This is a genomic window from Zhongshania sp. R06B22, from assembly GCF_040892595.1.
GTDB classification, from domain to species: domain Bacteria; phylum Pseudomonadota; class Gammaproteobacteria; order Pseudomonadales; family Spongiibacteraceae; genus Spongiibacter; species Spongiibacter arctica.
This window is the reverse complement of record NZ_JBFRYB010000001.1, coordinates 1,959,360-1,983,700: the sequence shown is the minus strand read 5'-3', so window position 1 is coordinate 1,983,700 and position 24,341 is coordinate 1,959,360. Positions and strand designations below refer to the sequence as shown.

The 24,341-nt window shown below is 49.0% G+C and carries 18 protein-coding genes; 5 read left to right on the top strand and 13 right to left on the bottom strand.

The annotated features are described in order from the left end of the window. Positions 1-56: 56 nt before the first annotated feature. Genes AB4875_RS08985 through AB4875_RS08960 form a run of 6 tightly spaced genes read right to left on the bottom strand, consistent with a single transcriptional unit; the run spans position 57 to position 10,832 of the window. Positions 57-3,815, bottom strand: a complete 3,759-nt coding sequence (locus AB4875_RS08985; protein WP_368375726.1) for a cellulose synthase subunit BcsC-related outer membrane protein — start codon at positions 3,813-3,815, stop codon at positions 57-59. Then, positions 3,812-4,948 carry a cellulose synthase complex periplasmic endoglucanase BcsZ gene (gene bcsZ, locus AB4875_RS08980; RefSeq protein ID WP_368375725.1) on the bottom strand — a complete coding sequence of 379 codons (1,137 nt, stop codon included), beginning with the start codon at positions 4,946-4,948 and terminating at the stop codon, positions 3,812-3,814. The genes AB4875_RS08985 and bcsZ overlap by 4 nt, the downstream gene beginning before the upstream one ends. Beyond that, on the bottom strand, positions 4,948-7,203 hold the full coding sequence (gene bcsB, locus AB4875_RS08975) for a cellulose biosynthesis cyclic di-GMP-binding regulatory protein BcsB (RefSeq protein WP_368375724.1): 2,256 nt from the start codon (positions 7,201-7,203) through the stop codon (positions 4,948-4,950). The genes bcsZ and bcsB overlap by 1 nt, the downstream gene beginning before the upstream one ends. Next, the gene (gene bcsA / locus AB4875_RS08970; RefSeq protein ID WP_368375723.1) at positions 7,200-9,860 is read right to left on the bottom strand and encodes a UDP-forming cellulose synthase catalytic subunit; all 2,661 of its coding nucleotides are present in this window, start codon (positions 9,858-9,860) and stop codon (positions 7,200-7,202) included. The genes bcsB and bcsA overlap by 4 nt, the downstream gene beginning before the upstream one ends. Next, positions 9,853-10,629 (bottom strand): cellulose biosynthesis protein BcsQ, encoded by a 777-nt coding sequence (gene bcsQ, locus AB4875_RS08965; RefSeq protein WP_368375722.1) that lies wholly within the window; start codon positions 10,627-10,629, stop codon positions 9,853-9,855. The genes bcsA and bcsQ overlap by 8 nt, the downstream gene beginning before the upstream one ends. Continuing rightward, complete coding sequence (locus AB4875_RS08960) at positions 10,629-10,832, bottom strand: hypothetical protein (RefSeq protein ID WP_368375721.1); 204 nt, start codon at positions 10,830-10,832, stop codon at positions 10,629-10,631. The genes bcsQ and AB4875_RS08960 overlap by 1 nt, the downstream gene beginning before the upstream one ends. Positions 10,833-11,035: 203 nt before the next feature. Between AB4875_RS08960 and AB4875_RS08955 the strand changes: the two genes are divergently transcribed. The 3 genes from AB4875_RS08955 to bcsG are packed head-to-tail and all read left to right on the top strand — an operon-like array spanning position 11,036 to position 14,498. Continuing rightward, complete coding sequence (locus AB4875_RS08955; protein WP_368377062.1) at positions 11,036-12,640, top strand: BcsE family c-di-GMP-binding protein; 1,605 nt, start codon at positions 11,036-11,038, stop codon at positions 12,638-12,640. A gap of 20 nt (positions 12,641-12,660) precedes the next feature. Next, complete coding sequence (locus tag AB4875_RS08950; RefSeq protein ID WP_368375720.1) at positions 12,661-12,891, top strand: hypothetical protein; 231 nt, start codon at positions 12,661-12,663, stop codon at positions 12,889-12,891. Continuing rightward, complete coding sequence (bcsG, locus tag AB4875_RS08945; RefSeq protein WP_368375719.1) at positions 12,888-14,498, top strand: cellulose biosynthesis protein BcsG; 1,611 nt, start codon at positions 12,888-12,890, stop codon at positions 14,496-14,498. The genes AB4875_RS08950 and bcsG overlap by 4 nt, the downstream gene beginning before the upstream one ends. A 72-nt stretch (positions 14,499-14,570) precedes the next feature. Here the strand turns inward: bcsG and AB4875_RS08940 are convergent, their stop codons facing one another. Together AB4875_RS08940 and AB4875_RS08935 are read right to left on the bottom strand one after the other, a co-directional pair. Next, positions 14,571-14,966 (bottom strand): NINE protein, encoded by a 396-nt coding sequence (locus AB4875_RS08940; RefSeq protein WP_368375718.1) that lies wholly within the window; start codon positions 14,964-14,966, stop codon positions 14,571-14,573. Positions 14,967-15,125: 159 nt separating this feature from the next. Further along, positions 15,126-15,803 (bottom strand): class I SAM-dependent methyltransferase, encoded by a 678-nt coding sequence (locus AB4875_RS08935; protein WP_368375717.1) that lies wholly within the window; start codon positions 15,801-15,803, stop codon positions 15,126-15,128. Between the two features lie 272 nt (positions 15,804-16,075). Between AB4875_RS08935 and AB4875_RS08930 the strand changes: the two genes are divergently transcribed. Next, the gene (locus AB4875_RS08930; protein WP_368375716.1) at positions 16,076-17,038 is read left to right on the top strand and encodes an FAD-binding oxidoreductase; all 963 of its coding nucleotides are present in this window, start codon (positions 16,076-16,078) and stop codon (positions 17,036-17,038) included. Here AB4875_RS08930 and AB4875_RS08925 read toward each other — a convergent pair. From AB4875_RS08925 to AB4875_RS08905, 5 genes are all read right to left on the bottom strand, one after another. Continuing rightward, positions 17,001-17,417: a gamma-glutamylcyclotransferase family protein gene (locus tag AB4875_RS08925; RefSeq protein ID WP_368375715.1), complete on the bottom strand. Its 417-nt coding sequence runs from the start codon at positions 17,415-17,417 to the stop codon at positions 17,001-17,003. The two genes, AB4875_RS08930 and AB4875_RS08925, sit on opposite strands and share 38 nt — an antisense overlap. After that, complete coding sequence (locus AB4875_RS08920) at positions 17,392-18,594, bottom strand: EAL domain-containing protein (protein ID WP_368375714.1); 1,203 nt, start codon at positions 18,592-18,594, stop codon at positions 17,392-17,394. Before AB4875_RS08920 ends, AB4875_RS08925 begins: the two co-directional genes overlap by 26 nt. 177 nt (positions 18,595-18,771) lie before the next feature. Next, a complete protein-coding gene (locus AB4875_RS08915) occupies positions 18,772-20,934 on the bottom strand; it encodes a 3-hydroxyacyl-CoA dehydrogenase NAD-binding domain-containing protein (protein WP_368375713.1) in 2,163 nt (720 codons plus the stop codon). Positions 20,935-21,055: 121 nt separating this feature from the next. Further along, a complete protein-coding gene (locus AB4875_RS08910) occupies positions 21,056-22,255 on the bottom strand; it encodes an acetyl-CoA C-acetyltransferase (protein ID WP_368375712.1) in 1,200 nt (399 codons plus the stop codon). Between the two features lie 230 nt (positions 22,256-22,485). After that, on the bottom strand, positions 22,486-23,526 hold the full coding sequence (locus tag AB4875_RS08905) for an AraC family transcriptional regulator (RefSeq protein WP_368375711.1): 1,041 nt from the start codon (positions 23,524-23,526) through the stop codon (positions 22,486-22,488). Positions 23,527-23,684: 158 nt separating this feature from the next. Here AB4875_RS08905 and AB4875_RS08900 point away from each other — a divergent pair, with 158 nt between their 5' ends. Further along, positions 23,685-24,311 (top strand): hypothetical protein, encoded by a 627-nt coding sequence (locus AB4875_RS08900; RefSeq protein WP_368375710.1) that lies wholly within the window; start codon positions 23,685-23,687, stop codon positions 24,309-24,311. Positions 24,312-24,341 lie beyond the last annotated feature (30 nt).

Sequence of the window (24,341 nt, the reverse complement as noted above, 5' to 3'; positions counted from 1 at the left end):
CCTATTGGTTTGGATTTACGATAAAGAAAAACTCAGATGCTGAGGACAGTCAGTATTCAGTCAAAACGACTATAGGGGATAGGCGGTTCAGGCGGCGTCCAAATCGGCTGCCAGCGTTCATTAAAAGTATATTTCGCGTACATAACCACATGATTGGGCTCGAAAAAATCTGCTCGCTGTATATCTGCTGCTAAGCCGACATACCAGCGCTTACTGACTCGTTTTTCAATAGCTGCCTCAAGTGCATAGCCAAATCCACCGCCAGACGAACTGCCGCCACCCAGCAAATAGGGTGCATCTTCACTCGACCAGGAATTCGACACCGACGCCGCCATTAAATAGGACCAGTCATTGCCATAGCGACCATAGTATCTAATCGGCAAAGACACGGAGATATAGTTTTGCGGACTGAAATATGAGCCGTGTTGTAAACTTACCTCACTTAAATTCTTATCATATTGAAAATGTAACACGTTCAAACCAACACGAAACTTACGATTCTCTTCATCGATCACCCGGTGGTAAACACCACCTAAGAGGCCAAGCCGCGTATTATCCGCCACCTTGTCGCCGCTAATAAGATGATACTGCAAACTAGCCCAGTAGCCATTGGAACCACCAAGATCGTAACTCAAACCCAGCTTAGCGCCAGTGAGGATAACACCGCCCCAGTCAGTACCCGAGCTCGCTGCCCCTGAGGGAACTTCCATACCGGCGTAGGACAAGGTCGAACTCACCTCTGGCCGCTGTGACAGCACTACATTCCAACCCAGCTCACCCACACTGCCCTTAAGCCCCGCGCCAAATACAAAATTCGACTCGCGAAAACCTATCGGCGTGGTACCAATATCGGCATGCCAATTTTTTGCATCCCAGCCAATACCAAGTGCAATCCCACTCGCCTTCTCCGCAAATGGAATTCTGGTAATGGTCGTCGGCGGCAAGGCACCGGGATCTATATAGTCAACGGTATTCGAATTAATGGTCACATAATCCACGCGCAATAGCAGATGACCATCTAAGGATGGCACAGCCCATCGCACTTCTATCGGAACCTGCGAGGTCGTGTCTCTTCCGCTGCGAAAATTCTGATCAATACCAAACTTAATATAGCTATCGCGCCTTTCCCTAAACTCACTAATTGAGGATTTTAGACTGCTAGTTAACCAGTACTCCTCATCGGCATCGGCATAAAGCTCTCGCTGGCCCGAAGCTCGACCCGCCAAGCCCGGTCGCGCTTCTATTTGCGCCTGCTGCAGCCCTAAATACGCATATTCTTCAGCCGAATCCCAGTCACGCATATCTTTTTCTAGCAACATCGCCTCTCTGAACTGCTGGGCGCTAAGATCGTCACGGGTTTTTAAAACCGCCATAAACTGGTGTCGCTCGGCAAGCAATTTAGCGTTTTGTAACACTGTCGAAATGTCCAAAATCTCGCTAGAACTCAAATTGTTACTCTCAGCTAACAAGGCCTCACTTTGCGCTTTTAATTCCGTTTGACGATCTAACTGCGCGGTGATTTTCAACAAACTGATGCGCGCTGACACTTGCCCCGCCGCAGGACGCTGCAGGGCGCGTTGATACATTGAATAAGCGGTAATCGTATCGCCACGCTCTGTATAAAATCTCGCTCTGGCAAGATAATACTCCAAAACTAAATCGTCTAGCTGAGCCTGCTCTGCGAGCGAATACTGCTTGGTTTCCGAATCCTTCTGCCACTGCATAAAGCGGTCGAATTGATCCAGTGTGAGCAATAAGCGGGCGTAATCTAATAAAGTTTGAAACTCCCAGCCCTCATCGGCAGATATCCCATTCACAATCCTTAGCGCGCGCTCACGCTCATCTAAATCAACGGCGATATCAGCAAGACGTAATAGCGCTAGCGGTTGATTGCTATACTGTTTGGCCATTTGATCAAGTTGCCGGCCTATTGCAATTGACTCTTCGCTGCCTGAATTCTGCATGCCGGCCAGTTCCCGATCCAAGTTCAAGCGCATGATATTTCCCTGCATCGCAACGCTGCGCTGGCCCTCGGGAATACCATTTAGCACTCTTATTGCGCCAGCCAAATTCCCCCTAGCTGATAAATACAAACCGTAGGAAAATGCCATCTCAGGGTTTTCATCGCCATCAGCCCAATCAGCCATCAGTGCATCTGCCCGCGCCGCTTCACCAGCATCAAGCAAGGCATTGGCAATGTCCGCACGCTGCCAAGGTGATATAGGCTGCAAGGCAATAACACGATCAACCGCGGCAATATAAGCACGTCTATCACCCACCGGGTTCAAACGGCTAAGTACGTCCATTTCGCCATCGATTCTGAGGCTGCGGAGTTGAGTGGCAATACGCTGCCGCTGGGAACTCGAATACTCTCGGTCCGCCATTGCTAACGCAGCCGCGCGACCACTGAGACGCTCTCGCAATTGCACGCGCCCCCATAGCGCAGATTGATCGCCCGAGTCGCGTCGCAAGGCCTCGCCGTAATATACATCTGCGGTTAATAGTTTGCCGCGAGCAAGCGCAAGTTCCGCAAGAGCGACATACGTCGCCGCATTCGAAGAGTCAATTTTACGAGCCAGATTTAGCTGCGCCTGCGACTCTTCATATTTACCGATATCCATTAAGGCTTCGCCTCGACGCAGCGCTGACCAATAACGGCTAGTGCTAATGAGGATCGCCCATTTTTCGTTTAGATCAGGGTCTTGGTTAAAGCGCGCCGCTTTTTTGAAATACCGTAACGCGCGATCATGATCACCACGACGCAGATAGATTACACCTAAACCGCCATTGACATCGGCGTCATCAGGGAAGCCACGCAGGGCGAAATTCAGTTTTTTTTCTGCTGCGGCAAGCCTATCGGCATCAAGCGACGCCAAACCCTGTTTCTTTGCTCGATAATAAGGATTTTTAAGGCGCTCCTTCTCGGCGAGAAGTTCATTTAACACATTGCGATAAGCATTTTGAATATCCAGATCATCAGGATAGCGCTGTGCTAATAGCGCGTAGTCATTCATCACTGCCGCCGTCTTCGGCAGTCGCCCTAAGGTTCGAATCCAAGACCCTGCGGCCCGCCGCCCTAGGCCATCACCCTGCGCCAAACTGCGATAAATCGCTAAGGCGGCAGAATCATAGGGGTTTTGCTGACTTCGGAATTCAGCCAGGCTGAGCTCCAACAATGCAACATTAGGATACTGTCGATTCAACTCTGACAATCGAGCCAATACTCGGGCCTCATTGCCCTCAATGTTAGCCAATACATCAAGCAACTCTAGCTCTAACTTTAAGGTCGGCATGCCATCTGGGAAGAGTTTTTTATAACTACTCAAGGCATCTTTATAGCGGGCGGTGCGACGCAAAATACGCGCTTGCGCCAAGTTGACTCGCTTACTGCTCATGCTCGCAATATAGGCGGATAATTGTCGAGTTTCGAGCGCGCCGGGAGCCGCCAACTCGCGGGCCGCTAAAATAGCGTTCGCACCCGCTAAATCGTCATCCGCCAAGGCGATATAAGCGCGGAAAAAAAATGCCCCTGGATGATTGGGACTAATGACCAGCAAACGATCTAGTGCGCTTTCTAATAAATCCCGTCGATCGAGAGCATCGCCTAACTGCATCTGAGCAATGAGCTCGGCGGTGAACTCATCGTCTAAGTAATCAACGTCGTCCGCAGCAGCATCCTGGCCAACGACACTAACAAACCCTGATTCAGCAGATACCGCCGACTCTAACTCTGGCGTGTTACCGAAAAACCATTGGTAGAACAAACCACAAAAAAGCACGAAAACACTGAAGTAAACCCATCGCCAAAGCTTCAAGATTCACACCTTGACTGCCATGCGGGAATCAAAGCACCGTCGCTGGAAAAGCGGAAATACCCCTGATCCCAGCCTGTGCCAAACAAGGCCAACACCGTTGCATAATATCGCGACTTATCGATTGCAGGCTCCCACACCGCCGCCGCACGTTGGCGCTGCTGACCCAGTACCTCGGGTAAGTCGTACTGTGCCAAGAACGGCAGCAGCGCCGCAGAAAATCCCGCTGATCCTGTTCCTGAATAAAGTCCAGTGCTAACATTTATTTTTTCAGGCGGCGCGCCATTCTCCTTAACAGCCAGTGCCATCGGCTTCATTGCGGCCATCAACTCAACTTTATGCGGATGTGAATCCGCCAACATCCCCGCCCACAAATAGCTGCGTATTGCGTCATAACTACCCAGGTCCAACACCCAATTACTGGTCTTATATGGCGGTGAAATCTTCACCCAATCTGGTGAGTAACCTTTTGGCATAGTCTGAATAATCAAGCGGCGGGTACTGGCGGAAATTGCCTGCCAATCTCGCGCGGGATAAAGACTCGCGAAGCGATCTAATATCTGCAAGGGCGCATAGCTAGGGTTGAGCCGAAAACTACCACTACCGTCGGCAAAGCCCTTTGGGGCTGGCAGCACACTCAAACCTAAATTAGGTATATCCACTACTTCGTAGCGGCGGATCTGCTCCAATAATAAATAGCCAAGCGAGGTGTAGTAATAATGCTGCCACAAACGGCCAGCCTCAATCAGGGTATAAGCAATCCACAAATCAGAATCTGCTGCCGAATTATTATCGAGCACGCCGAAAGAGGTCTTTGCGCTCCCTGATGCCGGCTGCTCAATGCGCCCCCATAACCATGCGGGCAAATAGGCACCAAGATCCCCCGCCGCCAGTTCGCCTTGAGTCCAATGTAGTAACTGATCAAAACTAGCGCGGTCATTGGCGACCAGCGCGAAAAACATCCCGTAAGACTGGCCTTCAGACGTAGTGATTTGACGCGGGTCACTGCGATCAATGACTCGCCCACTTTCAATATACGCCGCTTTAAAAGACGCCCAATGCGACCAGGAACAGCGCTCATCAGCCCATGTTGCAATCGGCAGTAAAAGCGCCAAAAACAGCAGCCCATGTCTCACTACTCATCCTCTCCAGCACGCAAGCGCATTGCCGCAATTTGATTGAGAATCCGCCAGATCACCACCACCAACATAGCGATTAATAATGCGGCAAGCAGCAACAGTAAAAACGGGTGTTCTGAAAAGTGGTACCAAATTAGCTGCCATATTGGAAGTTTACCCACGTAGTAACGGTCTCCGACTAGGTAACTGCTAACACGGTCCTCGCGAAACACCGCCACAGATCCAAACATCGCAGTGATTTTACCACTGTCATTAAAAGCTGCGCTCACTTTGCCAAGATCTTCAGTACTTGCAGCCATTACCGCGATCACGCTCCGACCAGGGGTGTATGGCGACTCAGCGCCAACGACCGCCGCCAGCCCTCCGGTCGCGCTTACATTGACATTCTCTGCGACTTCATTGTCGACCGAACGCCCATTTTCGCCAATATTCAAAGACGCCTGCCTATTTCGAAACGGTCTTGAAATGGCGCGCTCGGTTTCACTTAAAATCATCGGCAGCGCGTCGGAGTCGGCCATGGCAGAACTAAGCCCGGATGTGACGCTGATTGCCAATATGTCCTTGTCTTGCAACTGCGCTGCGTCCCAGTCATTGACCACTTCTACGCCCACCGCGGGGTAGCCCGAACTCGCACCAATAAAACCTAATAACTGTAAAAACGTTTCGATCTCTGGTTTGCCTATCGCAGCGGGCAACACAACGATGGTTTCACTCAAGTCGGCCATGCGCGTAAATGGAAACCCTGCATTTGCAAAAGCGCGCAAACTCGGCATTTCAATGTAATGCGGGTAGCCAGAAAAATCGACACTTGAGCTGCCGTCAACCACTGCCTTTGGTGGCGCCGCCGGAATAGTTTTACAGGCTCCACTGCTAATACTGGTAAAAGAAAACTGAAATTCTAATTGGTTTTTACTGCCCACTTTAAAGGCGGGAATCCGCACCAAATCACCACCACTGAAACTATCAGTAAGCAGTGGAATTCGGACTCGCTTTTCATCTCCGCTTATACCGCGTTGACTTAAATTAAACGCCTCTACAAATTGCTTATTGATCGACACACTCATGCGTGAGCCATCGTAGTCCTCGGGCGGTGGCGAGTAGCGATAATGCAAATCCATCGGTATTCCGCGGCTACGCCAGGTAAATAGATCAGGCGGCAACTGCAAGCTAATATTGATGGGCGACGAATTGCGTCCGCTAATTTGCAGTTCCTGCTTATTCTCGACCAACTCAGAAAACAATACCTTGCGGTCGGTACGCACCCAATTAGGCGCGTCGTAAGGGCTACGCGGCTCGATTTGCAGTGCCCGGTTAATCTCTGCCACCGGCCCGGTCAAAACAGAATTTCCCAAGGCGAGACCCTTAACCGCCGTTAGTAATTCCTTGGTGTCGCGGCCCATAACTAGCAGAAACTTAATGTAGGGGTTTTCTGGGTGACTAATCACCTGCAAAGTCGGCTTATTTACCGGCGGGAAATCTTTTAAGAATGCCGGACGTTCAGTATTGGTCATAAAGATCAGCGCGTGCTGAGTGGGAAGCTGATCAAAGTGAACCGGAAACTCTGCGCCCCGCCACTTCGACAGTGCGCCAAAATAAGATGCCGCCACCCCCGCAGATTTAACAAGTTCAACACTCGGTGACTCGGGAAACAGCACCGGCAGTATTAATTTAGTAAATTCGCGCTCGTCAAAAAATGGCGCAGGCAAAAAACCGAGTTCATTGCGAAGCCTGATCTTGCGAGAGCTGATCTGGATACGGCTATTTTTACTGATTTCAGCCCAAATACTTTGATCATCGGGGTTCCAGCACTCAAGATCTAAATGACCAATAAGCTCAATTCGAACTTGGTTATAGTTTGCAAAAAATCGAGGATCCAAAGGTATTTTTGCATCTAGCAACTGGCCTTGCTTGCCTTCCTCAATGGCAACCACGCCCATTAACTCTTGATTAAGATAGACTTTCAAATGTGAGAATTTCGACTGCAATGCCGGTGACGGCGTGAAGCGTAGCTCTATGTCGCCGCCGATAACGACCTCATCTAGCCGCGAACCGAATCCGATATAGGTGTCGCTTTTACTACCCTGTAATTCAATTGATCCACCATAGCCCAAGTCACTCAGTAAATAATCGCGCTTTATGACTTTGGGCTCATCGTCAAGCAACATTGACAAGGGGTCACCATAGGCAAACGGTGACAGCATAATAGTTGCAAATGCGAAGATCATAGCAAGGCGAATATTGATGATACTCATAGGTATTCTGCTCTCGGCGACACTTTTCTAGGGCTAAAGGAGGATAGATATTTAACGCGGGCAACTAGCCACCGGGCGATTTCAGGCAATGGCCATGGCGCGAGTGCAAACAGACGTCGGTAACCATAAATAGCAGCACGGAAAACTGCCGCCATGCTTGCCATCGGACGATCCACCTCATAGGAGTTCTGCCACTTAATCCAAGTATCTGCACGCGCGAAGGTGCACTGCACAAAATCCGTCATCTGCACGGTGCTGAGCGGCTTCAAGTGCAAACCCATGGCATTGTCTAAGGTGTATACACTGCGCATAGGGAAGGTGAACTCGCGATTAGCTCGGTTTAAGATAATATCAATATCAAACTGACCCCGTGGCAATTTACTCATATCATTCACCGCAACGCGCAAGCCGTCCAAAGAAAAATCCATGACCGTCGCCTGTATTAAATGGCCGCTGCTTAGTCTTACCATTGCGGGAATGCTCGTCTCTACCCTATGCACTCGGCGCACTTGCTTCATTTCTGAGGCGACCGCCACCGCACTACCAATAATCAAGACGTTGTAAAGCGTCCAGATCATATTGACGATAACTGCACCAACTTCATTTTGTGGGCCATTAAAATATCGATGAACACCGAGTCCCAAGCCAATAAAATTTGCCAAAACAAGCAGCATATAAGGTTTGGATATAACCCAATCATAATACGATTTTTCGACCAGCCCACCCTTTGCGGTCACGTTAAAGCTGCCTTTGTGCGGGGCAAACAAGGCTACCGTCGTCGGTCTTGCGATATACCAGGAGAGCACCACTTCATAGACTTCACCCCAAAACGAGTAGCGATACTTACCTTGCATACGCGAATTGGTAATACTTGAATGGAGAATATGGGGCAGTACATAAAGTACCAAAATCAAGGCTGGCGCGTAAATAATGTAAGTATGAAATATCAAAAACATCAATGGCGCGGTAAGAAAGATAAGACGCGGAATGCCAGATAAAAAATGCAGCATGGCATTCAGATAACACAAACGCTGCTGCCAATTCAATCCCGGGCCAAGTAAAGGGTTGTCGGTTCTCAAAATTTGCGCCATGCCCCGCGCCCAGCGAATACGTTGGCCAATATGGGCAGATAAGGTTTCCGTCGCCAGACCTGCCGACAATGGCGCCCGCAGATAAGCCGAACGATACCCGAGGCGATGCAAACGCAGGGAGGTGTGAGCGTCTTCAGTGACGGTCTCCACCGCAATACCGCCTATCTCTTCTAATGGTGCACGCCGCAATATCGCGCAGGAGCCACAAAAGAAAGTACTATTCCAAAGATCATTACCGTCTTGAATTAGGCCATAAAACAAGCCACCTTCGTTTGGCACCTTACGGAAATTAGACAAATTGCGTTCAAATGGATCTGGGGAAAAGAAATGGTGGGGTGTTTGTATAATCGCCAGTTTGGGGTCCTTTAAAAACCATCCCATACTTATTTGTAAAAACACCCGGGTAGGAATGTGGTCACAGTCAAATATTGCCACATACTCGCCACTGGTTTGCTTTAAGGCGTAATTGATATTGCCGGCTTTAGCGTGATTATTTTTCGGCCGCCGGATGTAGCCCACCCCCACTTCGGCGGCAAAATCTTTAAAACTATCGCGTTTGCCGTCATCCAAAATATGAATATGAAGCTTTTCCTTAGGCCAATCCAAACCTAGGCAGGCGTATACCGTCGCGCGTACCACGCTCAAATCTTCATTATAGGAAGGAATCATAATATCGACGCTGGGCCACACACGTGTATCAACCGGCAAGGCAACAGTACCGCGCTGCAATGGGCGAATATTTTGCACATAACCTAATAACATCACCAGCCATGCATAGGCTTCTGCCATGAGCAAGCCAATCCCAAAGGCTAAGCCCAAGGGGTCATCAAAATTTAAGGTTGAGGTACAGCGCCACCAAATATAGCGACCCGATGCTAGCAGCGATATCCCCACCATCAACATCAACGGAATATGCCCAGGCACTCGATTGAGTCCGTAGGCCAAAAGGAATAATAAACTGACGAAAATAAACTGATCCTGCACAGTAAGCGGGACGGTGAATGTAACTAATGCCAGGGCAACTAACAGAAAGCCAAAGATCGTTCTGCCTGCCGTTGTACCGGTAAATGGTCTTTTTGATGTTGAGCTGACGCCACTCGTCGATTGCGACTCCAGCGTTTGCAGTCGCGCTCGCAAACGACGACTCAGGGCATTGTGAAACAACAATGCCTTTAAAGCGTGGACAGCACGAGTGTGCGGTGCAAGTGGCTGATCAACCGCTGTCGATGCGCCGATCAAGTCAATACGACTCTGCTCCGGCTGGGGCTGCCTGACCACGAATAACCAAGCCAATTGAATGACAAATCTAAAAATGTCGCTAATCCGCGGCCGACTAAAATTAATATGGGGAAAATAGACTAAGGGCAATCGCCAACTTTCAACTCCTGCCACTCGGGGTTTTAAGAACATCAAACAAAAGCTTAACCACAGCGGTACGATAAGGAAGCCCGTCAATCGATAAGGTTTAAGGCCGCGAAAAGCGGCCAAACGCGCACTATAGTAACGCCGCATCACCGACATCAGCTGGCCAACGTCTAGTTCGCTTATATCAATTGCTTTAGACATCTGCGTCACCCTTGGACAAGTGACCGATACACCACAATGCTAGAGAATGGTAGTCGCCACTAGCCTGACTATCGGGCATATAAGCATTCACTGCTGACATAAAAGCGGCGGCTTCTGGCACGGCGGCATCCAGGTGAATCGAAACAGGTAATATCTGCTTGGAATATTCAGCTTGTAATAATAGCTCGATATCCATGCTGAGAGACGAGTCGGTATCTAAGCCATTAATAAGGTAGAACTGCTTTGTATCCAGCGATTCACCGGCCAAAGCGGCCTGCTTAAGTAGGCGGTAACACGCGAGATCCGGATTTATCACATAAAGGCTAATATCTGCCAAGGCGTATATTGCCTCGTAGATACGCGCAGTCGGGTTATCGCATAGCGCCTGCTGGCGATCTACTGGCATATCAACCAACAGCCAATCACCATCGCTGGCCGATAACGATGCCGCCATTGCTGTCACCGACGAGGCAAGCCCTTCGCGAAATTGTGAATATTGATAAGGTGGCACATCGCCAAAGGGCAAAACGCGACGCCCATCGACTGCCTGAAAAGCACACTGTTTCCAATCTTTGCCACTGCTGACTGCCTGCCCCCAACCAGTTGTGAGTTCTTGGTCAACACCGAAATTCACGCAAAGTTGGTTATCTGAATGTAAATCAAGAGACAGGGTCTGCTCGCCCGCTCGTTGCAGAGCAGCAGCCAAGTTCGACACCACGGTGGTTGTCCCCACACCGCCGCGCTGGCCTGAAACAATCACGACTGGCACTAGGGCTTTTCCTTAAGCGATGTCTTATTTATGGCATCACTAGACATCGGCCTAGCCACTGCCAAGCCATTCATTTGCGCAAGTGCGGGCCACTTGATAAGTATCGACAGAATATATTCGCTTTCGCTCAACTCCTGGTAGCCAGACGAATCATCGCCAAATGCGCCATAAGCGGTACCCACATCGTGGTTACTATTCGACAACACAGCACTCCTTACTGTTTCGGCACGCCACCTGAAAACCCAAGAACAGATTACCCATAATACCTGCCAAATTCCAGATAGACTCTTAGATCACTACACCAAAACATTGAAATAGTTTAATATTTATTTTGTAAGAGTAGATGCTATCGCTTTGACTTGCACTAATATGAACATAACACCTCAGGGAAGTAGGGACAGACAAAATTTTAGATACCAACATTGAACGTAGATCGCGCTCGCTAGGGGTGTCGAATATCCCAAGCAGTGGCAGCGAGATGAGACCAGGGTCGATCTATCTCTGCGTAAGCGCGGGGAAAAAGCACGTGCCTGCCCTCATTTCAAGTATCTGTACTAGCAATACCCCCCGTTTTATTGGCCTATGTGAGCCCGAAAGTCTATTCCGCGGCTTAGATGAGCTGGTCTCACAGCGACTAGATCAATGCCTAAACACCCAATTCAAAGACGTTCATTTTTGGCATGACCCAGAAGAAAAAGTATCAGCATCGGCCGCGATCTTGCTGCGAGATGTAAAAAAAATGCCGTCAGTCAAGCCGGCTTTGTACATTATTTTCCTCAAGTCAAACGCCTTCCCTACTGACAATCAGCGAAAATTGGACAAGGTTTTAGCCCGCTGGCAAGCATGGGCAAGACAGTATCAACACTGCATACTATTTCTGTGCAATGGTTCAGTAAAATCACTAGAGACCGCAGCCCTGCAAGCCAATGCTTTTCTTTCCGGCATTGCCAGCTTTTACGCACTAGATGCCGATCACTATCGATACTTTATACATCATTGGAGTTCAGACGATAATGTGATCGCTAAGCAGGAGTATTTATTAAGCACAAATTCAGCTGCCACGCTGGAGGCCATCGATATTCCAAGTGAGGACACAGCAAATATAGACCTAGCGGTAGAAAGTGGCATAGAAACTGGCCAAATAGTGACTACCGATGGCCTCGCGGCTGAAATTTCATCTGAGTTGCACGTCGGCATTAGCGTTGCTAGTAATAGCTTAATTATGGATTCATTCGATGAATTACATAGCGCGACCGTCATCTTCACCTGCTCGTCGCCGACGGAAGTGGTTGAACTGGCAACGATGACGTACAAGCTGCGCTCGCGATATAAACACAACATCAAAATCTTGATACGCGAAAACGTGCAATGTCTCCGTTACGCTGACGAACAATTCTTGCTGAAAGCTGGCGCTAGCCAAATCATCCCCTACATAATCACCAGTACACGATTGGTTAGCCTAATTGATGCCATCCGCTGCAACGATTTCGCAAGACAACTTCCGCCAACACTTTACGGTTTACTAGAAAGCCGCAACACATCCGATTATCGAGGCTATGCCGACCCCTATATATTTGCCGCCTCGGTTGGCAAGGCAATGGACGCGCAGCGTTATTCTGGAGTGGAACACCTGCTGGTGCGCTTTGAACCACTGCGCGGCATTAGCTTGGAGCAGTCACTAAATCTTTGCCACATAAAGCGCGACGGCGACTTGGTCACCGTTTGCCGTGGTTTTATCTACATTTTTTTACATGCTTGCCGAATAAACGATGTGGCGATCGCCCTGCGGAATTCATTAACACTCCCGGTTCAAGATTCTTTCGGTTCGCAATCTATTATTCACGATCCTGACGATGTCGCCGCCGAACTTGAGCTTATAGACTTGTCCACCGATGGCATTCCTGCAGATATCGGTCAAAAATTATTAGCCAGCAATCCGGAGAAAGACCAAAAAATCCAGGCCAAACACCTCATAACAGTGTCGCTTGCGACGCCGTATGTCATCGACTAGGAATGTAGTAACGATACCCTATGGATATTAGAAGTTTTTTACTCACCCTCGTCGTATCACTCAGTGCCGGTGTTTTTATTGGCTTCACACTGCGTGACATCGGTCGATATTTACTGCTGTCTTTTCGTAAACATCTCATCAAACCCAGATTTCTCAGACCCTACCAAGCTACCTCACAGGCTATCCCGCAGACTGTTCAGCAAACCATCCAGCAAACCAGTGACGAGCAAGACTCCAAGGTAGAGGCATGAAAACGAAGTCTAGTGTGCCAGTCGAAAATGTGGTGCTACCTGCGGGCCTAGGTTGGTGGAATCTCTACTTTATATGCAAGATTGGCTTATATTTTCAAGGGGTAATTGATTTTCACGGCCTTGAAAACTTTACATTTGCCGCCTGCCTATTACTTCCCATTCGCCACTATTATGGCCGACTCCTTCGTAACATCGTCGCCATTCCCATCGCCGCCCTACTCCTACATTACGACTCGTTTATGCCGCCACTGTCGCGACTTTTCGCACAAATAGATCAATTACTTAGCTTTGAATTAGCCTATATCATTGAACTACTTACCCGCCTCGTTTCCATCAATATGATTTTGGGAGGCATTGCTGCCGGCTTTATTTACTATTTTGCAGCCAAAGTATTTAGAGTCACATCGATAGTCATTCTAGCCATACTCGCTAGCGGTATAAGCTCGTTTTCGGCTATGCCGAGAAATGCACCAATAATAAATACCGTGGTAAATAACTCCGTTAGCGTACCCAGCAACACCAGTAATAGCGCACTGAATCAATATCTGGATGATTTTTTCAAAACCGAAAAATCACGCACCACGGCGTTCTCTAGCGACTGGGCCCAAAACACCCCATTCGATATACTCTTGCTAAGCGTATGTTCGCTCGGCGTCGACGATATCAAGCTCGCCGGCCTAGAAGATCACTCCCTGTTTCAGAAATTCGATATTGTCTTCGATAACTTTAACTCGGCCACCAGTTACAGCGGCCCTGCGGTCATTCGATTAAGTCGCGCTAGCTGCGGTCAAGCCGACCACAACAGTCTTTATGGTCCGGTCAACGCCGAGTGTCAGCTATTCAATCAATTGGAGAAATTGGGCTACAGTAAAGAACTCCTTATGAACCACGACGGGGTGTTTGACGCCTTCCTAGAAAAAACCCAACTTTATAGCGGAATAAGCTCCTCGCCCTTCCCCCTTGCTGGAATAGAGGCCACTCAAAAGGATTTTACCGGGGCGCCTATCTACAGTGACGCTGGAATACTCAAGGCCTGGTGGCAAGAGCGAAGAAACTCTGGCGCTAGTAAAGTTGCCGCCCTGTACAACACCACAAGCCTCCACGATGGCAATCGAATTCTCAATGAGTCGCTATCATTTGGGGTGCCAAGCTATCAGCGCCGAGCTAAAAAACTGTTTGATGAACTTGCCACCTTTCTAGACCAGCTGGAAAAATCAGGCCGCAATATTGTGGTTGTCCTCATACCTGAGCATGGCGCTGGATTGCGCGGCGACAAAATGCAGATCTCAGGAATGCGCGAGCTACCGTCACCGTCCATCACCCATATTCCGGTCGCGGTAAAAATTATCGGTTCGGGGCTGCAGCGCAGCGATGCGGTATCTCATATTAAGCAAGCCAGCAGCCACCAAGCTATATCACAATTGCTTGCTAATATTTATGAACAAAAGGTGTTCGACACAAGCTCCTTTCGGGCCGCTGACCTATCCGCAAACCTGCCCCAAACCGCTATTGTCTCCCAGAACGAAGGCAGTACCGTCATCGAGGTCGACCAAGACTATTTTATTTCGCTGGATCAACGCACTTGGAGCCCCTACAGCGATCAATAACATTAGAGCCCACTTCGCCCAATCTTTTAGGGCCTGAATTTAGGTCTAGGTATTAAGGGGGGGGTTAAAGAATCAACTGAACAAACGCGCATTCTTGTCGCTGAGCTGTTGGTTCAAAGTCCAGTAGTCGTAAATGATACCCAGTAAAAACACCCCGCCGGTCAATAGATACAGTATCCCGGTCACCCACTTCCCCATATAAAATCGGTGCAAGCCAAAAACCCCAAGAAAAGTAAGCAATATCCACGCGAGGGTGTAACTGCTAGAACCGGCGGTGTAACTGGTGTCGGCATCACGATCCATACTTGGAATAAGAAATAAATCGACAAACCAACCGATTAAGAACAGGCCTAGGGTAAAAAAGTAAATTGTCGCACTGATAGGCCGACCATAATAAAAACGATGCGCGCCCATAAAACCAAATATCCACAAAATATAACCAACTACTATGCTATGGGTATTATTCACTGCTTTGGGCTCCTGTGCGCTCGCCTGACGGTAAGGCAACGATCAATCAAAAAAACTAAGACCCCAAAGTGTAGGGGATTATGGCTAAGAGCTAAAGCGCGGAAAAATAGCCTCTGTGTCGGCTATTACGCCAAAGGTATATACAATAACAGTAAATCTTTAAGCTTTGCCTGCGCTCGCCAACACAAATATCAGCGAGGCCGGCTGTCCTGTGTCCGTATCCAGAGGCTCAATCAACTCCTTTAAATGCAAACCGCAATCAGCAAACAGCGATAGCCACGATGATAGGGTCCGAAAATACCAGGGCGGCGGCTCGACAAAATCACTGCTAAAACCGGACCAACTTCCTTGCCGCCAACCGTCGCAGTAGGGCTCGCCAACATAAGCTGGATGCAGTGTTTGAATAATGCAGTGGCCGCTAGCACCTATTATCGCCGGCATAGCCCGCAGCACATCCCCAACAAGTTCCTTGCCAAGAAGAGAGAAATTACACACCACACAGTCAACTTTGTGTGGCCACTTTCCTGCGGCGAACTCCTGATATGACAAAACCTTAAATTTACCACCGCGGGCGCTAGCCTTAGCAATCAAGTCTCGCACCACGTCTAAACCCGCCGCCGACAAGCCGAGGTCTGTTAAGGCGCGCACTAACCAACCCTCCCCGCAGCCCAGGTCTAAAACCGATGTCGGTGCCCGCGCTACTACAGCATTGACAATAGCTGCATCAGTAACGGTAACGCGACTGCTAATTTGAGCGCCACGCACAGCATTTGTCCACGCATCTACATTTTTATGCCATGATTTAACAATGGCATCCTCATAAGCTTTGTCGTTCACGCCGAGCCCCTCTGATAACTCCCGATCTAGATTAAGCTATTTTCGGCCACGCCAGCATCACAAAATAATTAATTTTGCGGAATCTACTGCACCAATGTATCGGCTAGCTATAACGTCGCGATACTAGGTCTCAGCAAGCGCTATTGCTCACTTGATCACATCCGCACAAGCGCTTTATTTGATAAGCTTGCCAATACCCCTCACTATAAGACCTCAATCTCATTATTCAGAGTGAGCATAACTCACTCAAAGCAAACTGCAGCGAACACTCTATGCCAGCTATTTACTATCAAGAATGCAGTTACACCAACGCCGACAATGAATCAGTACTCGACACCTTACTCAGACATAATGTCGCCATTCCCTATGGCTGCCGGGCTGGTGCGTGCCAGGCTTGTACCTTACAAGCCGATATCAAGCTAATCCCAGAAGACTGTCAACAAGGCTTAAGCGCGGAACAAATTCGCCAGGGCTATTTTTTAGCATGCCGCTGTATTCCAGATCAGGACATGCAATTACAGAAAGTTGATTTGCAGGCGCAGAAAATACCGGCAACTGTCAGCGAATCATTTTTGCTGGATGAGCACACTTTATGTCTGCGCCTAAACTGCCGTCTGCGTTGGCGAGCGGGCCAATATATTACTCTTTGGATAAATAACATCGCCCGCTGCTACTCTATAGCTAGCGTTGCCCGCCTCGATCCCTTTATTGAACTACATATCCGTGTCTATCCCAATGGCGCCTTAAGCAAACCATTATCTGACACTGTAAAAGTCGGAGACCGCCTGCAACTACAAGGTCCCTTAGGACGTTTTGTTTACCAGCAAGATCAGCCTGAGCAAAAACTAATACTCATTGGCGCGGGCACCGGTATCGCGCCGTTGATCGGCATTGCCCGCGACGCTATTGATCATCAACATACTGCCAACATTCACCTACTGGCCGCGGCTAAAACTGGAAAAAACTATGCCGAGCAGTCGCTCACTGCACTGCAACATAGCGTAACGACGTTTTCCTACCAGACTAGCGACATCGATAATATTGAAACAATCCTCTCCACCGAGTTTTCAAATTTACGTGGCCAAAAAATCTATATTTGCGGTGGCAATGAATTTGTAAAGAGCATTCGAAAAAAGTGCTTTATGCTCGGCGCATCACCACGAAATATTATTAGCGAAGAATTTATTAACTTTGCGTCTAAGGCAGGCCTTGATAGCCCAGATACCGACTTGTAAAATCCTTTTTGCCATGCGCTAGAAAATGCTCAAAATCCCAGCCCCAATCGGCTAACAGACTGAGGTGAACGTCGCGCAAAACATAGGCTTGGGCCTCAAGACGTGTCCCATTTGAGGTATTTACTGACACGCTACAACGCTGGTAGTAATCACCTTCAAAAACATCTAAGCGCGCCAGCGCCGACTCATCGACGTCATAATATACGCGTCCGTCTACCCTCGCCAAATCTTCCGCAACCATAGCGGGGAAGGTCTGTCCGCGCAGGGCGTAGCGTGCAAAGTTGACGATAACTGCGGCGTCGCTAGGCAAATCGACGCCCGTTACCGCAGCCATAATGTCATTACACATCAAGCTACCGTAGGTAAAAACTATTGCCATGCTGGTCTCTATGGTCTTCACCAAAACAAAGAACATCTGCAAACAATATTCTATCGTCAGACAATACCTTTGCTATTGTCTGACACAGGCGACCACTGCGAATATCGCGATACGGTTGCGAGGCGACCTGGCTCTTTTGCCCCCATTGCGTTGCTGCCAAAGCTTGATAAAAATAGGGCCGCATAGACCAATTCGCACCGCAATTTTCTGGATCAACATGCCAAGCTCTGCCGCTGGCACCATTAAGTAGCTCATAATTTGGCGAAATCTGTTCACCATCATGACGGCACAAAAAGACTCTCAAATAACCGCTAGGCGCCTTAGCTAAGGTCTCAAACTCTAAGTGCTCGCCATTAATAGCGGCCTGGACCGAAAGAAAATAATATTCCATTTCCTCCATATACCGCATCAGCTGCTTCTCTCTTTGGAGATTACGACTAACGAAGCCGCCAAGTAGTTTGCGAATAATGTCACTTGGCGAATTAGGGTCTATAAATTCCGGCAAGGCCGGCCAAAAGAAGTAGCCCTGCACATAGCGTGCACCGCACTCTAACGCAAAGTAAAACTCTTGCTCAGTTTCCACCCCTTCGCACAATAAATGACTTCCGGTGCGACGCGCTAAATGAGAAATACTTTGCACAACTTCCTGGGACACCCCACCGGCCATAGCGCGCTTGAACAGATTCATATCCAGTTTAATAATGTCGGGTTCAAGGGTAATAATACGATCTAAATGGGAGGAGCCAGAACCAAAATCATCGATAGCAATTTTCATCCCTGCGGCGCGATATCGCGCCAGCAGCTTCTGCATATTGGCATCTTCCCCCGCGCCTTCAACAAATTCAATCAACACTCTTCTTGGGTCAATATTAAGGGATTGCGCCATTTCAATTGTCGGCACCGGCATATCATCGCTGATATGATCCATCCACTCAGGCGATAAATTTAGTGACAAGAAAACGTTCTGTTCACTTTTGGCAAAGTAAGCCAAAGCTTGTTTACGCACACTCCGGTCTATGGCAAGCAGTTCTGCACGATTGAAACTGGGATCACTAAACAGCGCGCCTATAGAGATCAGCTGACCGTCTTTGGTCCGGGTCCGGGCAAGCGCTTCATACCCTGCAATTGACATCCGATTGATATCAATAATTGGCTGAAAACACGGGAAATACGGCACTTGTACTCCGACAACACAACAATTATGAGAATTGATAAAATAACTAAGCGAATACCCTTTTACAAGTGGCCGCAAATAATAAGATCGAATTTTAAGTAAGCGCTTCTGAGCTAACTATCATGGCAAAAAAAAGCCAGCATTGCGCTGGCCTTGATTATAAACGTTGCAGAGAGCCTCTCAGCGGAACAACTCACCACTCTCAGCTCGACTCAGCAACAGTGCAGGTACCGTAAAATCATTACCATAACGCGCCTCTAACTCCTGCGCGCGCGATACGAATGCTTTGAGACCATAGGCATTTATTGCCTGAAATACACCACCGGTTTGGGCTGGAAAACCAATACCCATAATGGAGCCAATATTACCGTCACCGACAACATCGATTACGCCTTCTTCCATCGCTCTCACCGCCTCAAGACACTGACTGAAAGTAAGTCGATCTTTAATGTCTTGGTAGGGAATATCAACGTAACCCTGTGCTGCAAACGCATCTTTCAGGCCAGGCCATATGTATTTCTTGCCAGCAGCGGGGTATTCATAATAACCGCCGCCGTGCACTTTACCCTTGCGACCGAATTCATTGACCATAAGATCTAAAATCCGTGAAGCGGCATTATCTTGCCACTCACGCCCTTGAGCAATAGTGTCTGCCTTGGATTGCTGTCCGTTTTTATACGCCGTCTCTTGGCTGATCTCGTCAATCGCTGCCAGCGGCCCAACCGGTGAACCATTATCTCGGGCTGCAGACTCGATCAATACGGGGTTCACTCCTTCTTCCAGCATGATCGCGCCTTGGGTGACGGTTTTGCTGATCACGCGGGTGGTGAAAAAGCCCGGCGCATCATTCACCACAATAGGGGTTTTCCCAAGCTGCTGCGCCAAATCAAAGGCCTTAGCTAAAGTTTCATCCGAGGTTTGCTTACCGCGAACGATCTCCACCAAAGGCATTTTTTCGGCCGGCGAAAAGAAATGCATACCAATAAAATTTTGCGCCCGCACGCTGGCCTGCGCCAACTCTGAAATCGGTAAAGCCGAGGTGTTAGACGCAAATACGCTGTCACTTGCCATCACCGCTTCACACTCAGTGGTCACCGCCGCCTTAATACCACGATCTTCAAAAACGGCTTCGATCACCATATCGCAGCCTGCCAAATCAGCGTAGTCGGCCGTCGCTTGAATTAGAGCCATACAGGTATGCATTGATTCCTCTGTCATCTTGCCCTTTGAAATGCCCTTAGTAAAAAAGGCTTCAGCATAAGCTCGACCGCGATCGGCGTTTTGCTGACTAATATCTTTAAGGACAACCTGAATACCTTTTTGGGCAGCCACTGTGGCGATACCTGCACCCATCTGTCCTGCGCCGATAATACCGAGCTTCTTACACTTAAACCGCTCGCTGACATCAGGACGATTAGCGCCCTTATTCAGCGCCTCCATCTGCACAAAAAAGGTGGTCATCATATTCCGAGCAGTTTGATCTAATAACAAACTTAAGAAATATCGGCCTTCAATTTTTTGTGCGGTGTCAAAATCCACTCGCGCACAATCAACAACACAGGCAAAAATCGCGTTCTGAGCCGGCATCAAGTTTTTGGTTTGCACCATCACATTAGCAGGACCAAAAAAGATCAGCCCTTGATTAGCGACCTCATCTGGACCACCGCCGGGAATAATATAGCCCTTCTGATCCCAGGGCTGCACAGCGCCAGCATTGGCTTTAATCCAGGCTTTTGCCTTGGCGTGCATATCGGCTTCATCGTCCGCCAGTTCGTGCAATAGTCCCTTTTCTAAGGCCTTATCTGCCTTAAGTCGGCGACCCTGACTGATCAGGCCGATCGCTTCTTGCATACCAAGCAAATAGGTCATGCGCACCACGCCACCGGCGCCAGGCATAAGACCAATCATCGCCTCTGGCAAACCAACTTGAATTCCAGCTATTGCAACGCGGTAATGACAGGCCAGCGCAATCTCAAAACCGCCGCCCAATGCGGGACCATTTAAACCAACGGCCACCGGAACACCCAAAGTCTCGAGCTGGCGCAAGGGAGCTTTTGTTGCCATTACACCGGCGTACATCGCCGCTTTTTCCTCAGCAGCAGGATTTAAATCCATGTTCAACATTTCATTAATATCGCCGCCAGCAAAGAATTGCTTCGGTTTGCCGCTGCGCACATAAACACCGCTTACGCCGCCGTCGGCAACCATAGCAACTAATTCGGCAACCGCTGCGCGCATAGCCTCATCGTATTCACGACCCATGGTATTAACGGTTTTACCTGGCTGATCAAAAATCAGTTCTACAATACCGTCGCTGTCTTTTTCCAAGCGAATATATGCCATGATATTTGTCTCTCTGTATTCGGTGGCCGCTATTTAGCTTGCTGGCCCACCGTTAATTCTTATACCCATTCACGTTTGCAGTAACACCTGCAAACATATTCTGTGGTCTTAAACTGGCGCCTTAAACACGCTCGATGACGGTGGCAATACCAATTCCGCCGCCCGCACACAGCGTGACCACACCGCGCTTCAAATTTCGACGCTCAAGCTCATCCAGCAAGGTACCCAGAATCATCGCGCCGGTGGCACCTATCGGATGGCCCATGGCAATGGCGCCGCCATTCACGTTGATTTTTTCATCGGGGATATTGAGCACTTTTTGATAGCGTAATACGACTGATGCGAAGGCCTCATTAAGCTCAAACAAGTCGATATCATCAACTGTGAGACCGGCTTTCTTAAGGGCTTTTTCAGTCGCCGGCGCCGGACCGGTCAACATGATGGTGGGTTCAGTACCGACTAGAGCACAACTTAGGATGCGGGCTCTTGGTGTTAAGTTTTGTTCTTTGCCTGCACGTTCGCTGCCGACCAGTACTAGCCCAGCACCATCGACGATGCCAGAGGAATTGCCCGGCGTATGTACGCAATTAATATTTTCCAATTGCGGATACTTCAACCTGGCAACACCACCATGGCCGAAATCATCGAACATTTGAAACGCGGGCTTGAGTTTAGATAAGCCCTCTAAGGATGAATCACCACGAATAAACTCATCGTGATCTAGAATGGTGACGCCGTTTAAATCCCTTACCGGTACGATAGATTTAAAGTAACCTTCGTCACGCGCCCGGGCCGCCCGCTGCTGCGACATTACCGCATAGCGGTCAACATCTTCGCGACTAAAACCGTCCATGGTCGCAATCATATCTGCGCCCAAACCCTGGGAAATAAAATAGCTTTTCATTGCGACCCAAGGATCGCCCGTTGCGCCGCCACTCGCGCCAATCCCCAGGCGCGACATAGATTCAACACCACCTGCGGCGACTAAGTCCTCATAGCCTGCGGCGACTTTGGCCGCCGCCATATTAACGGCATCTAAGCCGCCCGCACAAAAACGATGTAATTGTGCGCCGGTAGTAACATCATCCCAGCTCGAATATACCAGCGCCGCTTTGGCGATGTTTTGGCCCTGTTCTTTAACCGGCTCGCCACAGGCTAGAATTAAATCTTCCACCTTCGTGGTATCTAAGTCATTGCGATCTTTAAGTGCTTCTAAAAGATTGGCGACCAAGTCAATTGGTTTAACCTCGTAGAGCGAACCGCCGCGCTTGCCTTTGCCACGCGGAGTACGAATCGCATCATAAATAAATGCTTCTGCCATGGTATGTCCTGCCGAACTAGGGATGAAAGTCATGGGGCCAGTAGGTGGCCACGGCAAGCACAATGAACTGTCACGGCGGTTTAGGACAATGGCATTTTCGGTCAACACACTGACAGATTTTTTAAAAAACCATATAAAACATAGAGTTAAAAAAATCAGGAGGACGGACAAACAAGAAAACAGTCCGTAATTACTAGCGGCAATTATAAGCCGTCTCTGTATTCAGGCGTTTAGCGGTTGTTTTCACGCTCTTGCTGACGATATTCACCTGGCGTGGTGCCCGTCCACTTTTTAAAGCAGCGGTGAAAAGCCGATGGGTCTGTAAAGCCCATTAATGCCGCAACCGCATTAATAGATAATTCGGAGTTTCCGAGGTAGGCCATCGCCGCGTCTCGACGGCTTTCATCTTTCAGTTGCTGGAAGGTTGTACCCTCTTTTTTCAGACGGCGACGCAAAGTTGGCGCCGACATATTTAAGGCGTCTGTGATGCGCTCAAAACTCGGAAAGCCCTGAGAAAAATCGTGACCAATCATGGCTCGGACTCGCGCAACTAAACTGCCGTCGTCACGCGCGCCGCTCATCACCATTAAGGGATACGGTGCGGCACGTAAAAACTCTTTTAAGGTTCGCTCATTATGAACTAGGGGATAGGCTAAATAACGGGTATCAAATACGAACTCATCACGAAGCTGGCCGTAATATACGGGGCAGGAAAACAACTGCTGATACTTCTCTACGCGACTCTTCCCTGAGGGCGCTTGCCCGGCGAAGCGCACTTCTTTCAGTTCGATATTGCTGCCCACCAACCAACAAAAGAAGCGATGCCAAATAGATAAACCGTAGAGATCAGCGGCATCCACTTTATCGCCGGCAAAGCCTTTTTTTATACTGCCATATCCAACGATGGCGTTATCTTTACGGGTATCTAAGTAGATCTGTGCATCGGCATCGTAAAATGTGCGAAAGAATTCACAGGCGCGCTTGATCGCCGCGCCCAGATTTTCACAGCCGATAATGCAGTAGCACATCATCCGAAAAGCACCTGGGCTAACGCTCTGGCCCAGCATTAAGCCAAAGGCTTCATCCTGCAAAAGACTCATGACCTGCTGATACACTTTAGTGTATTGCATAGCTGAGATATTGGCCTGATAGCCTGCCGAACGACTATTCAGGGGATTAAAGCCAATCCCCGCTACCGTCAATATGCCACTGTGGTCGTAACCCCTTTCAGCGGCAAGGTTAAGCAGCGAACGTGCGAATTTAGTCGGCACGGTTTCTAAGTCGATATTACTCAGCAGACTTCTCCAGCACGTCTATATTTATTCGGCACATCTTAACACTCGCTCGCCGCACTTCGGCAGTTTCATCGCCATATAGCTAAATTCTCTGCACAGTTGAATAGATCCAATAAGCTAGCCATAATCAATACATGACTGATACCCGCTTCGACCTGATTTTGACTGGTAACGTCGCCCCCGGCGTATCGCGTGATGTCGCCATTAATAAACTCGCCACTCTATTCAAACGCCCTGCCGAGCAAGTAGCCAAGCTACTCACAGGCAAACCCAGCCGCGTTCGCAAAGATCTCGATCACACCGAGCTAAAGCGCTATCAGGAGGCTTTTAGCCGTATTGGCGTGATTACCGAAGTGGTGCCCACGGCGACTGAGCCACATGCTGATCAAGAATCTCCTGAGGCTGCCGCCAAGCAATCATCGCCCTCGTCGACACTGTCCTTATGTCCTAACGGTACGCCAGTATTAAGCGACGATGAGCGCTATTATCCGCCTATCGCCGCTCCCGACACTGGGGGTTTAAGTGTTGCCGCTGCCGGCGAAACGCTAACTCAGAATGAGGCGATACCGCTGCCCGCCCCAGACACAGACCATATCAGCCTTGCGCCTGCAGGGGAGACTATAATGCCCCCTTCGGAATCAAAAATTGTAGTAGCACCAAGCAGTAATCTAAGTCTTTGTGGCGCAGGCACCCCACTGCTAGACCCAAAACCGAAAACAACTTATCGCGTGCCGAATACCGAGCATCTCAGTTTAAAGTAGCGGCCGTTTTCCTCGCCAAAGACCTTAGTA